Source organism: Propioniferax innocua (genome assembly GCF_006716235.1).
Lineage (GTDB): Bacteria > Actinomycetota > Actinomycetes > Propionibacteriales > Propionibacteriaceae > Propioniferax > Propioniferax innocua.
Genome location: NZ_VFOR01000001.1, coordinates 1,031,128 through 1,044,841, shown reverse-complemented (window position 1 = coordinate 1,044,841; position 13,714 = coordinate 1,031,128). Strand labels below are relative to the sequence as shown.

Annotated in this window: 13 protein-coding genes; all 13 read left to right on the top strand. The window is 65.0% G+C overall.

All coding sequences use genetic code 11. From position 1 onward, the window contains the following. Positions 1 to 2 precede the first annotated feature (2 nt). The 13 genes from ccsB to FB460_RS04820 all read left to right on the top strand — a co-directional run bounded on the left by ccsB (position 3) and on the right by FB460_RS04820 (position 13,705). A complete protein-coding gene (gene ccsB / locus FB460_RS04880) occupies positions 3 to 932 on the top strand; it encodes a c-type cytochrome biogenesis protein CcsB (protein WP_142092933.1) in 930 nt (309 codons plus the stop codon). A 132-nt stretch (positions 933 to 1,064) separates the two neighbouring features. Continuing rightward, a complete protein-coding gene (locus FB460_RS04875; RefSeq protein ID WP_170209948.1) occupies positions 1,065 to 1,604 on the top strand; it encodes a TlpA family protein disulfide reductase in 540 nt (179 codons plus the stop codon). 62 nt (positions 1,605 to 1,666) lie between these two features. Beyond that, entirely contained in the window at positions 1,667 to 1,960 is a 294-nt protein-coding gene (locus FB460_RS04870) for a chorismate mutase (RefSeq protein WP_142092931.1), read from the top strand. Positions 1,961 to 2,102: 142 nt separating this feature from the next. Continuing rightward, positions 2,103 to 3,374: an extracellular solute-binding protein gene (locus FB460_RS04865; RefSeq protein WP_211345833.1), complete on the top strand. Its 1,272-nt coding sequence runs from the start codon at positions 2,103 to 2,105 to the stop codon at positions 3,372 to 3,374. Positions 3,375 to 3,391: 17 nt separating this feature from the next. Continuing rightward, on the top strand, positions 3,392 to 4,309 hold the full coding sequence (locus tag FB460_RS04860; RefSeq protein WP_246044245.1) for a carbohydrate ABC transporter permease: 918 nt from the start codon (positions 3,392 to 3,394) through the stop codon (positions 4,307 to 4,309). Between the two features lies 1 nt (position 4,310). Then, positions 4,311 to 5,165 carry a carbohydrate ABC transporter permease gene (locus tag FB460_RS04855; protein ID WP_142092929.1) on the top strand — a complete coding sequence of 285 codons (855 nt, stop codon included), beginning with the start codon at positions 4,311 to 4,313 and terminating at the stop codon, positions 5,163 to 5,165. A 19-nt stretch (positions 5,166 to 5,184) separates the two neighbouring features. Beyond that, on the top strand, positions 5,185 to 6,429 hold the full coding sequence (locus FB460_RS04850) for an ABC transporter ATP-binding protein (protein ID WP_142092928.1): 1,245 nt from the start codon (positions 5,185 to 5,187) through the stop codon (positions 6,427 to 6,429). A gap of 163 nt (positions 6,430 to 6,592) precedes the next feature. Next, complete coding sequence (locus FB460_RS04845; RefSeq protein ID WP_142092927.1) at positions 6,593 to 6,898, top strand: antibiotic biosynthesis monooxygenase family protein; 306 nt, start codon at positions 6,593 to 6,595, stop codon at positions 6,896 to 6,898. A gap of 443 nt (positions 6,899 to 7,341) precedes the next feature. Next, positions 7,342 to 8,922: an ABC transporter substrate-binding protein gene (locus FB460_RS04840; RefSeq protein ID WP_211345832.1), complete on the top strand. Its 1,581-nt coding sequence runs from the start codon at positions 7,342 to 7,344 to the stop codon at positions 8,920 to 8,922. Next, complete coding sequence (locus FB460_RS04835) at positions 8,919 to 9,878, top strand: ABC transporter permease (RefSeq protein WP_246044244.1); 960 nt, start codon at positions 8,919 to 8,921, stop codon at positions 9,876 to 9,878. The genes FB460_RS04840 and FB460_RS04835 overlap by 4 nt, the downstream gene beginning before the upstream one ends. Continuing rightward, complete coding sequence (locus tag FB460_RS04830; protein ID WP_211345831.1) at positions 9,878 to 10,732, top strand: ABC transporter permease; 855 nt, start codon at positions 9,878 to 9,880, stop codon at positions 10,730 to 10,732. The genes FB460_RS04835 and FB460_RS04830 overlap by 1 nt, the downstream gene beginning before the upstream one ends. After that, positions 10,732 to 12,561, top strand: a complete 1,830-nt coding sequence (locus tag FB460_RS04825) for an ATP-binding cassette domain-containing protein (protein WP_211345830.1) — start codon at positions 10,732 to 10,734, stop codon at positions 12,559 to 12,561. The genes FB460_RS04830 and FB460_RS04825 overlap by 1 nt, the downstream gene beginning before the upstream one ends. Then, the gene (locus tag FB460_RS04820) at positions 12,545 to 13,705 is read left to right on the top strand and encodes a serine hydrolase domain-containing protein (RefSeq protein WP_142092926.1); all 1,161 of its coding nucleotides are present in this window, start codon (positions 12,545 to 12,547) and stop codon (positions 13,703 to 13,705) included. The genes FB460_RS04825 and FB460_RS04820 overlap by 17 nt, the downstream gene beginning before the upstream one ends. Positions 13,706 to 13,714 lie beyond the last annotated feature (9 nt).

The following is a 13,714-nucleotide window of genomic DNA, read 5'->3' as shown; positions in this document are numbered from 1 at the left end:
CCATGGAACTACTGGATCTCTCACAGTTGTTGCTGATGAGCGCCACGTTGCTGGTGGCGTTCGCGACGGTCGGATACTTGGCCGTGGTGCTGAGTGCCCGGCAGATGCGCACTCGCGCCCATGCCGAATCCAAGGAATTGGTGGGAGCCGGTGGGCCGCCGATGGATGCGGCGGTGTCGGAGACGCATGGCGCCGCCGAACCGGGAGGTGTGCGGGCTTCGAAGCCGAGCGGAGTGGCGTGGTATGCGTCGATCGCCGCGATCTTGTCCCTGGTGTTGTTGACCGCATCATTGGTCACTCGGGCCATGGTGACCGGGCATGCGCCGTTCGCGAGTCATTACGAGTTCTCGGTGGCTTTCGCCTGGGGAATCCTTGTGGCTCACGTGGTGGTCGAGCGTCGGTACCAGGTTCGGGTCCTTGCGATGATGACGCTTCCGTTGGCGTTGGCGATGCTGCTGTATGCGTCCACGATGTCGTATGAACCGAGCCCGCTTGTCCCCGCACTGCAGAACAGCCCGTTGCTGACGCTGCACGTGTTCACCGCCTGTATCGGCTACGGTGCGGCCGCGGTCGGTTTCGGTGCCGCTGTGATGTACCTGATCGCCCCGAAGATCCGGTGGAGGGGCTGGCCGAAGAGCGACCTGCTCGATGAGATCGGCTATGGCTCGGTGGTGGTCACGTTCCCGATGCTGACGTTCATGCTCATCCTCGGCTCGATCTGGGCCAATGTCGCCTGGGGGCGCTACTGGAGCTGGGACCCGAAGGAGACAGCGGCCCTGGTCACATGGCTGATCTACGGCGGATACCTGCATGCTCGCGTGACCCGTGACTGGCGTGGCTCGCGTTCGGCCTGGTTGTTGGTGTTGGGGTTCGCCGCAGTGATCTTCACCTACTTCGGCAACCTCTTCTTCGGGGGCCTGCACTCCTACTGAGTGCGAGTGGAAGCAGGGAGGTCGAACATGCCCAGCCATGTATCAGATCAAGGAACCACACAGGTGGGCGAGCATGATGACGCCGCGACGCCCGGTGCCGGGAGAGGGGATGGCGCAAGACGTGGAGCCACGATGCGCGTCGTCCTGGTGACGGTGACCGTGCTGGCGGTGCTGGCGGGCAGCTGGTTGATGAACCAGCGTCAGACCGAGGAGGCCGAGGCCGGGGAGATATCGCAGGTGGAGGTGGCCGGTGCCGCGCCCGCCCCGCAGATCGGCGAGGCCGCTCCGGACTTCACCGCCGTGGGTATTGACGGAGAGGAGGTCCGACTCTCGGAGATCGAAGGTGAGACCTGGATCGTTTTCATGGCCACGTGGTGCGCGCAGTGTCGCGTCGAGGCCCCCGATGTGGAGGCCGCGCACGCCGAGGGGGATGGCGTGACCGTCATCGCGGTGTACGTGGGGGAGGACGCCGATACCGTCGACGCCTATGCCGAACGCCTGGGGTTGACGTTTCACCAGATCCCCGATGCCGACAACGACATCGCGCGGGCCTATGGTGCAGGAGCCATTCCGCACCATTTCTTCCTGGACGCCGACGGGATCGTGCGTGATGTGCGCTTCGGCGCGTTGGGGCCGCGTCAGATCGATGAGGCCCTGGCCACCACGCGGTGAGCGTCTGCCGCCGCATGGTGACCATGTCCGATGTGCGATGTGGCTCATGGCAGGCTGATCCCATGGATGATCCCAAAGCCGAGCTCGCCTCGTTGCGCGGCAGCATCGACAATATGGACGCCGCGCTGGTGCATCTGCTGGCCGAGCGTTTCAAGATCACCCAGCGTGTGGGGCATCTCAAGGCCGAGCATGGTCTGCCGCCGGCCGATCCGGCGCGCGAACGCGAGCAGATCGCGCGTCTGCGTGCGTTGGCGCAGGAGGCGCACCTCGACCCTGAATTCGCTGAGAAGTTCCTCAACTTCATCGTCTCCGAGGTCGTGCGTCACCACGAGCAGATCGCGCGCGAACGCTTCTGAATGGGCTGGGGCAGGAACCTCGAGACATTCCGATCGGTAAATGTTGTGTCTCGATCCGGGCCTCCGGTATTCCCGAAGAAGGAAGATGGATACTGTGAGTGCCGCACCACGTGGATGTGGGCATCTCGTCGGAAGGAATCGTATGCACAGGGGCAGACGAGCCGGGGCCACGGTGGTGGCCGCCAGCATGCTGGCTGTCACGGCGCTGGCAGGGTGCTCGGCCGAGACCGGGGAGACGGAGTTGATGTGGTACATCAACCCCGATGATGGTGGCCAGGCCGAGATCGCGGCGAAGTGTTCTGAGGAGTCCGGGGGCAGGTACACGATCACCACATCGCTCCTGCCGCGTGATGCATCATCGCAGCGTGAACAGCTCGCGCGGCGACTCGCGGCGGGGGATTCATCCATGGACATCATGAGCCTGGACCCGCCGTTCATCCCGGAACTCGCCGAGCCCGGGTTCTTGGCGCCGGTGCCGCAGGAGGTCATCGACCAGCGCACCGAGGGCGTCGTCGAGGGAGCGATCGAGTCCTCGAAGTGGAAGGACGAATTCGTCACGGTGCCGTTCTGGGCCAACACCCAGCTGCTCTGGTACCGCAAGTCGGTGGCCGAGGAGGCCGGGCTCGACATGACCAAGCCGGTCACGTGGGACCAGCTCATGGAGGCGTCGAAGAAGACCGACAAGAAGCTCGGCGTGCAGGTGACCCGCGGCGAGTCGATGACGGTATGGCTCAACGCGCTGGTCGAATCGCAGAACGAGAGCCTCATCCGCAACCCCGGAGCCAAAGCCGATGAGACCGACTTCGGTATCGATTCCCCGGCGGGCCGCAAGTCGGCCGAGATCGTCGGAACGATTGGCCGGGAGGGTCTGTACGGCGGTGGCGTCAACGCCGATGAGTCGGCCAACAAGGACTTCTTCGCCACCGACGAGGGATCGTTCATGGTGAACTGGCCGTTCGTGTGGACGGCGCTCAACGAGGAAGCCCCCGAGGTCGCCCAGGACATGGGTTGGGCCCAGTACCCGCGCGTCGACGCCGACACCCCATCGGCGCCTCCGGTGGGCGGCATCAACATCGGAGTCGGTGCGCCGAGCAAGCACCCCGAGTTGGCCTATGAGGCGGTCACCTGCATCACGTCACCGGAGAATCAGGCGATGTACTTCGCCACCAATGGCAACCCGCCGGCCGCCGAGTCCGCCTATGACGATCCGGCGGTGAAGGAGGCCTATCCGATGGCTCCGTTGATCCGCGATTCGCTGAACGCCGGGGCCGCGCGTCCACAGACTCCGTTCTACAACGAGGTCTCCACCGCGGTGCAGCAGCAGTGGACGCCAATCCCGGATGTCAACGAGAACACACCGGCCGAGACCCAGGAGTTCCTCGGTGAGGTGCTGAGAGGGGAGCGTCTGTTGTGAGCGCCGAGGCAACTCCCGTGAAGGGGAAGGCGCCGCTCTCGGAGCGGGCGCGCGCCGAGCGCAGGCTCGGGTGGCTGCTGGCTGGTCCGGCCTTCATCATCATGTTGCTGGTGACGGTCTATCCCATCCTGCAGGCCGTCTTCGACTCGATGTTCAGCTACCGGCTGACCGCACCGGAGGAGCGCGAGTTCGTGTTCCTCGGCAACTACGCGGTCATCTTCTCCGACCCTGTGTTCTGGCAGGCTCTCGGCGTCACCGCGTTGATCACGGTGGTGACCGTGGCGGTGGAGCTGGTGCTGGGCTTCGCGCTGGCACTGGTGATGAACAGCGCGATCCGGGGCATCCGTGGTCCGTTGCGCACCGCGATCCTGGTGCCCTATGGCACGATCACCGTGGTCTCGGCGTTCGCGTGGTTCTACGCCTTCGACCTCAACTCCGGCTTCGTCAACCACTGGCTGAGTTGGGTTCCCGGGATCGACGCCGGCTTCGACTGGTTCAGTGCCGCACCCAGCGCGCTGTTTGTGATCATGGCCTCGGAGATCTGGAAGACCACGCCGTTCATCTCGTTGCTTCTGCTCTCGGGGCTGGCTCAGGTGCCCGGTGAGCTCACCGAGGCCGCCAAGGTCGATGGCGCCACGTGGTGGGAGCGCATGAGCCGCGTCATCCTGCCGAACATGAAGGCGGCGATCATGGTCGCGGTGCTGTTCCGTGCGCTCGACGCCTTCCGCATCTTCGACAACATCTTCATCATGACCAACGGCGCCTACGGCACCGAGGTGCTTTCGCTGTTGGCCTACCGCACGTCGATCGGTCGACTCGAGATCGGTATGGGGTCGGCCATCTCGGTGGTTCTGTTCTGTTGCGTGATCGCGATCAGCGTTGTTGCGATCAAGGGCTTCAAGGTGGATCTCGCCGGCCCGAAGGGAGGACGCTGACATGGCGGCGAACGAAGGAAAGGGCAAGGGCCGCAGGGGCCTGTTGTGGGCGGTCATCACGATCGTCGTCGGGTTGTACACGCTGTTCCCGGTGTTCTCGATCCTGGCGACCTCGTTGAAACCGACCGCGGAGCTCAGTAGCGGCAAACTGCTGCCGTCGGCACCGACGCTTGAGAACTATCAGTCGATCTTCGCCGGGGCGGCGTCGGATCTGTTCATCCCGGCACTGATCAACTCGTTGGGCATCACGTTGATCTCCACATTGATCGCCGTGGTCCTGTCGACGCTGTGCGCCTACGCGATCGCACGACTCGACTTCCCCGGCAAGCGGTTGATTCTGGCGGCGGCGCTCGGCGTCTCGATCTTCCCGGTGATCTCGATCGTGACCCCGCTGTTCAACCTGTGGCGTCAGATCGGGCTCTATGACACGTGGCCGGGCCTGATAATCCCCTACCTGTCATTGACGCTGCCGATCTCCATCTACACCCTCTCGGCGTTCTTCCAGCAGATCCCGTGGGATCTGGAGCAGGCCGCGCAGGTGGATGGCGCCACCACGTTCCAGGCGTTCCGAAAGGTGATCGTGCCGCTCGCTGCACCGGGGGTGTTCACCACCGCGATCATCGCGTTCTTCATCGCGTGGAACGACTTTGTGTACGGCATCTCGCTGACTTCGACCGGAGCAGCCCGTCCCGTCCCGGCGGCGCTGGCGTTCTTCACCGGTGCTTCGCAGTTCGAGGAGCCCACCGGCGCCATCTCGGCGGCGGCCATCATCGTGACCATTCCCGTCATCATCATCGTGATGCTGTTCCAGCGTCAGATCGTGTCCGGCCTGACGCAGGGCGCCGTCAAGGGCTGACCGGAGGAGAGAAGAAGACATGTCAACCATCACTTTGAAGAACATCGTCAAGAAGTACGGTGACGGATTCCCGGCGGTGAACGGCGTCAGCATCGACATCGCCGACGGTGAGTTCATCATCCTCGTGGGGCCTTCGGGCTGCGGTAAGTCGACGCTGCTGCGCATGGTCGTGGGGTTGGAGGACATCACCTCCGGCGACCTGCTCATCGATGGTGAGCGCGTCAACGAGGTTGCTCCGCGTGACCGGAATCTCGCCATGGTGTTCCAGAACTACGCGCTGTATCCGCACCTCACCGTCTACGAGAACATCGCGTTCCCGATGCGGCTCGGCAAGAACAAGCTGAGTGAGGATGAGATCGACGACAAGGTGCGTCTGGCATCGGCGATGCTCGATCTCGATGAACACCTCGAGCGCAAGCCCGGAAACCTCTCGGGTGGTCAGCGTCAGCGTGTGGCCATGGGGCGTGCGATCGTGCGTGACGCCGATGCCTTCCTGTTCGATGAGCCGTTGTCGAACCTCGACGCCAAGCTGCGTGGCCAGATGCGTACGCAGATCGCGCAGTTGCAGCGTCGCCTCGGCATCACCTCGATCTATGTGACCCATGACCAGACCGAGGCCATGACGCTCGGCGACCGTGTTGCGGTACTCAAGAAGGGTGAGCTGCAGCAGATCGCCTCGCCGCGCGAACTGTACGAGCAGCCGACCAACCTGTTCGTTGCCGGGTTCATCGGCGCACCGTCGATGAACTTCCTGCCTGCTCGCGTGGAGGGCGGGCGCATGCAGACGCCCCTGGGTGCGTTGGAGGTGCCGCAGCGTCTGTTGGATGCCGCCGAGGGCAAGGATGTGGTGCTGCTGGGCATGCGCCCGGAGCACTTCGAGGACGCCAAGCTCGTCGATGAGGCCATCAAGCCGCACGGCACGACCTTCTCTGCCCGCGTGAGCCACTCGGAGTGGTTGGGCAACGAACAGTACGGATACATCGAGTACGAGTCGGATGCCAAGGTCAAGGACCTCCTCGATGAGCTGGCTCGCGATCTCGACGGTGACGAGATGGAGCCCCAGATCGTCGCTTCGTTCGATGCGGCCAGCCGTATCCGTGGCGGTGATGATGCCGAACTGTGGGTTGATGGGCGGCGTATGCACGTGTTCGACGTTGAGACGGGGGAGAACCTCACACGGGATGCCGAGGCCGGCGCCAGGTTGACCGAAGAGGCCAACGAGGAACGCGCGCGGGAGATCCAGCGGGCACGCGAGAAGGACTGAGTGATCGAGGCCAACGAAGTGGCATCCCGAAGGGGTGCCACTTCGTTTTCGTTGGGCGAGGAGAGCCATCGCGAGACTGAGGGAGCGCGGCCCGATTCGGTCGGTCGAGTGCAAGCGATGCGGGGCCTGACGGGGGCCTCCGAGCGGAGTCTAGGATCGCGGCATGACAGTGGTGAAGATCAATGCCATCGAAGTCCCCGAGGGAGCGGGTCCCGAGCTCGAAAAGCGCTTTGCGAACCGTGCGCACACCGTTGACTCCGCTCCGGGGTTCTTGGGGTTCCAGCTGCTCCGTCCCACGGCGGGGGAGAACCGATACTTCGTGGTGACGCAGTGGGAGGACGAGGAATCCTTCGCTGCGTGGCGTGATGGTGACGCTCGTGCCGCCCATGCCGGGGAGGCGAAGAAGCCGGTGGCGACCGGTGCATCGCTGCTGGAATTCGACGTGGTGATGGACGTCAAGAAGTCCTGACGCCTCGTTCCGTCAGACGGACCGGTGTCATTGAGGGTGCAGACGCCGGTCAGATGGCTCCATCTCTGCGTTCTGCCGGGTAGACGCGGCTTTGCGTTGAGGTGGGGTCGTGCGTCCGGGGCATTGCTTTCCATCTCTGCGTTCTGCCGGATAGACGTGGCACGACGCAGAGGTGGGGTCGTGCGTCCGAGGCATTGCTTTCCATCTCTGCGTTTTGCCGGATAGACGTGGCACGACGCAGAGGTGGGGCCGTGCGTCCGAGGCGTTGCTTTCCATCTCTGCGTTTTGCCGGGCAGACGCGGCACGACGCAGAGGTGGAGCGGGGTCCGACGCGTGTTGCGATTAGCCGGTTCTTGTTCAAAGAAGTTGCGATCGTATGGTTCGGGTCACTAAGGTGCTGGCGTTCCCCACATGAGGGCCATCACACTTTCAGGAGGCTTCACGTGCCCGCGCCATTCGTCCCGCTCGATATGAGGACCACTCGCCGTGCCGTGCTCGGGGGAGTGCTGGGCCTCGGCGCGCTGTCGGTTCTCAGCGGCTGCGGTCGCGGTCAGGCCGAGGCGGCGCCGAAGTTCGACCTCTCCAAGCCGGTCAAGGGGGGCAGCCTCACCGTGGGCTTCGTCGGCGGTGGGGCGTCGGACACCCTCGATGCCCAGGTGGCCACCAACCTCGGTGACATCGGTCGCGCGATCAATCTCTACAACTCGTTGATGTACTTCGACGATGACTACGAGTTGCGTCCCATGCTGGCAGAGGAGATCACCCCCAACGAGGACGCCACGGTCTGGACCGTGAAACTTCGTTCCGGCGTCAAATTCTCTGACGGGCGTCCGCTGCGTCCCGAGGACGTCATCGCCAGCTACACGCGCATCATCGACCCCGACGACCCCAAGAACGGTGCTGCATCACTGGGGCACCTCGACCGCATGGTCAAGGTGGATGAGCGCACCGTCGAGTTCCACCTGTCCAGCGCCGACGCCGAGTTCGACAACCTCACCGGCTCGTACTCCAACGTGATCGTGCCGGAGGACTTCGACGTCGAGAACCCCGTCGGCACCGGGCCGTTCATGCTTGAGGACTTCGTGCCCGCACAGTCCACCGTGATGGTGCCGAACCCCCACTACTGGGGCGATGAGGGCCCCCACCTCGAACGCGTCGTCCTGCTGAACTTCAACGACAACGATGCGCTCATCAATGCGTTGCTCTCCAACCAGGTCGACGCCATCGCCTCCATCCCCGCAGCACTCACCCACGTGCTGGAGAGCGACCCCCGGTTGAGCATCCTCAATTCGGTGACCGGCATGTACCTGCCGTTCACCATGCGGGTCGATCAGGAGCCTTTCGACGATGTCCGCGTGCGTCAGGCCATGCGGTTGGCCGTGGATCGACCCGGCATGATCAACCAGACGCTCTCCGGCCAGGGAATCGTGGGCAATGACATGTACGCGGTGTTCGACCCCAGCTACCCCGACGTCCCACAACGGGAGCAGAACATCGCCGAGGCCAAGCGCCTGCTCGCCGAAGCCGGCCATCCCGATGGGATCGACATCGAACTGGTCACCGCGCCCATCCAGGCCGGTGCCGTCGAAGCCGCCCAGGTATTCGCCCAGCAGGCGAAGGAAGCCGACATCCGGGTGAAGATCAACCAGATGGACCTCACCGCCTTCTGGGGTGACTATCTCAACTACGGCTTCTCCCAGAGCTTCTGGTACACCCGCAACTTCCTCGAGCAGGCCTCCGCCAGCAGTCTGCCGGATTCGCCGTTCAACGAATGTCATTTCGACGACCCGGAGTTCAACGAACTCGTTGCTGCGGCCCGTGCCGAGCGTGACCCCGAGCGTCGCGCCGAGATCATCGCCGAGGCCCAGACGATCCTGTTCGAACGGGGCGGCTTCATCATCTGGGGTTTTGCGAACCAGCTCGACGCCCACCAGAACTACGTCGGAGGCCTTGTGGAGAACCGCACCGGGATCCCACTTTCAGGTTTCCAATTCCATCGCGTCTTCATCGGGGAGGCCCTGTGATCGCCCGACTCATCGCCAAGCGACTCGGCATCAGCATCCTGATTCTGTTCGCCGTCTCGCTCATCATCTTCTTCGCCACAGCGCTGCTCCCGGGTGATCCGGCCCGCGCCATCCTCGGCCAGCAGGCCACGCCCGAACGCATCGCTGCCATCAACGCCGAGATGAATCTCGACGCCCCACCGTGGAAGCGCTACCTCCTGTGGCTCGGTGGACTGGTCACCGGTGACCTGGGAACCTCGGTGGCCTCCGGTGAGTCGGTCGGGGCGCTTCTCGGGGACCGACTCGGGGCGTCGTTGCTGCTCATGGTGATCGCTGCGGTCATCGCGATCCCGATCGGTCTGCTCGTGGGCATCTACTCGGCGCTGCGCCGCGGCAGGACCACCGACTCGGCCATCACCATCGGCTCCCTCGTCCTGGCGGCCCTGCCCGAGTTCGTCATCGGTATCGCGCTCGTCGCCCTGTTCGCCACCAGCGTGTTCACGATCCTGCCCGCGGTCACCATGCGTCCACCCGGAACCCAGGTGTGGGATTTCCCGGCGCAGCTCGTGCTGCCGACCATCGTGTTGGTTCTCGCAGTCGCCCCCTACATCGTGCGCATGACTCGCGCCACCATGATCGAGGTTCTGGACTCCGGCTTCGTTGAGATGGCCCGGCTCAAGGGTGTCCCCGAACGACGCGTCATCTTCCGCCACGCGCTGCCGCATGCGATCGGCCCCGTCGCGCAGGTCATCGCCATCCAGCTCGCCTGGTTGGCCGGTGGCGTCGCGGTGGTCGAGTACCTGTTCCGGTACCCGGGGCTGGGCCAGGCCCTCATCGACGCGGTGACCTATCGCGACGTTCAGGTGGTCCAGGCCGTGGTGATGCTCATCGCGGTCGTCTACATCGTGGTCAACCTGCTCGCCGACGTCGTCGGCATTCTCTCCAACCCCAAACTCCGCACGGGAGGTGCTCGCTGATGGCTGCCAGTGGCGTCGTCCTGACCCCCCTCCAGCGCTTCTTCGCACAACGACAGGCCAAGGTCGGTGTGGCGTTGACCGCCACGATCGTGGCCCTGGCGCTCATCGGACCGCTGCTTCTGCCGTGGGCCACCGGATACACGGCCACCGAATTCGCCGACCAGCCGTTCCGCCTCACCGGACCCTTCGGCACCGACAACCTGGGCCGTGACGTGCTCTCCCGGTTCCTGTCCGGCGGTCTGACGCTGATCACCCTCGCACTGCTGGCCACCGCCGTCGGCATCATCGTGGGGATGATCTTCGGCACCGTCGCCGCCTACACCGGCGGAACCGTGGATTCGATCCTCATGCGCGCCAACGATGTGCTGCTCGCCATCCCGCAGCTGGTGTTCGCGCTGTTGGCGGTCACCGTCCTGGGCCCCCAGGGCTGGGTGCTCGTCATGGTCCTGGGCCTGACGCACGCTCCCCGCGTGGCCCGCGTCACCCGTTCGGCCGCTCTCAACGTGATCAACGAGGACTACATCGCTGCAGCCGAGATGTATGCGGTGCCGCGCTGGCGCATCATCGTCCGCGAGATCCTGCCCAACATCACCGGGCCGCTGACGGTCGAGGCGGGTCTGCGTCTGACCTATTCCATCGGCGGTATCGCCTCGCTTTCGTTCCTCGGACTGGGCCTGCAGCCGCCTGCACCCGACTGGGGTCTGATGATCAACGAGAACCGCATCGCGCTGGCCGTCCAGCCCTGGGGCGTCATGCTTCCAGTGCTCGTGATCGCCCTGCTGACGATCGGCACCAACCTCATCGCAGATTCGATCGCCCGCACCTTTGCGTCCACCAAGGTGAGTGAAGCCTGATGACACCGCAGAAAACCACCCCACGTAGGGGAGCCAAGACACGTACCGGTTCTGGTGCGCCCATGGTCGAGGGGTCGGCGTGGCACACACGCGTTGCCGCCGACGCCCCCGTGCTCGAGGTCGAGGACCTCGAGATCAGCACCACTGCCGCACCGACGCAGGTCATCGTCAGCGGTGTGGATCTGTCGCTGCGCCCCTCGGAGATCCTCGCCCTGGTGGGGGAGTCCGGTTCGGGCAAGACCACCGTGGCGCTCGCCGTGCTCGGCCATTTCCGTGAAGGGCTTCACCGAACCGCGGGGAGCGTGACGTTGCACGCGTCCACGCTGGTGGATCCGGTGGAGATGACGGCCCTGGACCGCGAGGTGCGACGTGGCCTGCGCGGTTCCCGCGTCGCCTACATCCCGCAGGACCCCGCCAGCTCGTTGAACCCGAGCATGCGTGTCGGTGAGCAGATCCGGGAAGTGCTCGACATCCACGCCTACGGTGACGACGACGCGGCCCGTGCCGAACGGGTCCGGGATGTGCTGCGTGAGGTCGGTCTGCCCGATGACGACGCCTATCAGCGTCGCTGGCCACACCAGCTCTCGGGAGGTCAGCAGCAGCGCATCGGTATCGCGATGGCCTTCGCCATGCACCCGGACGTGCTCGTCCTCGACGAGCCGACCACCGGCCTGGACGTCACCACTCAGGCGCTCGTCCTTGACACGGTGCGCGATCTGACCATCAAGCACCGCGTCGCCGCCCTCTACATCACCCACGACCTCGCGGTGGTCAATGAGATCGCCGACCGGGTGATGGTGATGCAGCGCGGTGAGGTCGTCGAGGTCGGCCCCGTGGAACAGGTGTTGCATGATCCTCAGCACCCCTATTCACGGACGCTGATCGCCGCCGTCCCCGACCTCGCCGGCCGGAACAAGATCTGGGAGTTCGAACAGCGACGACGTGCCGGGGAGTTCGATCCGGCCGAAGCGGATGACGAACCCGCCGAGTCCACGGCCAACGAGCCCGGCACCGGCGGGAAGGAAGCGCGAGTTGAGGTCAACGAACCGGCACGGACCACCGAGGCCGCTCACGATGACGGGGTGACCCTGTCCATCGAGGACCTCCGGGTGGCCTACGGTTCGAACAAGGTCCTCAAGGGCATCGACCTTGAGCTGCAGCCGGCTCAGACCACGCTGCTGCTCGGCGAATCCGGTTCGGGCAAGACCACCATGGCCCGTTCGATCGCCGGCCTGAACGCGAACTGGACAGGAACGATCCGGCACCGGGGTGAAGCGTTGGAGCGCTCGACGCGGCGTCGCGCCGCGCAGCAGCGCAAGGCCATCCAGTACGTGTTCCAGTCCCCGTACTCCTCACTGAATCCACGCCGGACGCTGGAGCAGTCCCTGTCGGTTCCGCTGGAGATGACCGGGGAGATGACGGCCAGGCAGCGTCGTGAACGTGTCGGGGATGCTCTGGATGCTGTTCGGCTGGGGCGTGAGTTCGCCCGGCGTCGCCCAGGTGATCTCTCCGGCGGTGAGCGGCAGCGGGCTGCGATTGCGCGAGCCCTGGTGAACATGCCCGAGGTGCTGGTGTGTGATGAGATCACCTCGGCGCTGGACGTGTCGGTGCAGGCCAGCATCATCGACCTCTTGGTTCGTCTGCGTGAGGAACGGGGGATGACGATGCTGTTCGTGACGCACAACATCGCCCTGGCCCGGCACATCGCCTCTCGGGTGGCGGTGCTGCAGCAGGGCGTCATCGTCGACGAGGGCACCACCGAGGAGATCCTGACCAATCCCACGGCCGACTACACCAAGGAGCTGCTGGAGAATGCCCCAGATCTCTGACGCCCAGACGCCGGTGACGATCGTCGACCACGAGCAGATCCCCACCGAGGAACTCGCCGAGGTCTTCTCCCGACACGTGCAGGCCGGGTCGGGTGGCATGGCGTTCAGCGTCCACCGTGACGGTGAACCGTTGGTGCAGATGTATGGCGGGACCACCGAACGCGGTGGCGCCCGACCGTGGACGGAATCGACGCTGGCCGTGCTCTTCTCGGGCACCAAGGGACTGGTGGCCACGCTCGCGGCGATCTCGATCGACCGCGGAGAGCTCGATCCGCAGGCGCGCGTCGCCGACCTGTGGCCCGAGTTCGCACAGGCCGGCAAGGCCGAGGTCCGCGTCCATCATGTGCTCTCGCACACTGTCGGGTTGGTGTACGTCGACCCCGCCCCGGTGGGGGATGAACAACTCGACAACGCTTTGATGGCCGAACGCCTCGCTGCGCAGGAGCCGTTGTGGGAGCCGGGGGACAGGGTCGCCTATCACGCGATCACGTACGGGTATCTGATGACCGAGATCCTGCGTCGTGTCACCGGGCGGAGCGTGGGGGACCTTGTCCGGGAACGACTGGCCACACCCCATGGCCTCGACATCCATCTGGGTCTTCCCGAATCGGAGGAGCCGCGTGTGGCCACGATCCACCGCGCCGACGGCTACCGCGTCTCGACGTTCCTGAAGGATGATCCCGAGCGTCGCCGCATCGTCGACCGCATGTACGGCAGCTCCCTGCTCGGCGAGAGGCTCTCGGTCAACGAACGCGAACACCACGCCGCCGAACTCTCCGCAGGGGGCGGCATCGGCAGCGCCGACGCCATGTCGCGTCTGTATTCCCTGATCGCCGGCGGGGAGAGCGTCATCAGCGCCGCGACGCGCGAGCTCGCCACCCGTACCTGGTCGGAGGGGACCGACGCCATCAACGACCGCCCGGTCCGATTCGGTCTGGGCTATGAGCTCGACGACCCCATCGGGACCTACGGCGCGGTGCGTCCCGCGTTCGGCCACACCGGCGCTGGTGGCGGGCTGCACGGGGCCTGGCCCGACCACGGGATCGGTTTTTCGTTCCTGCTCAACGAGATGCAGAGCGAGGATGTCGACCGACGGGCCAAGGATTTGCTCGAAGCGCTCGCATCGGCGATCGAGGCCCGTTAGCGTCATGGC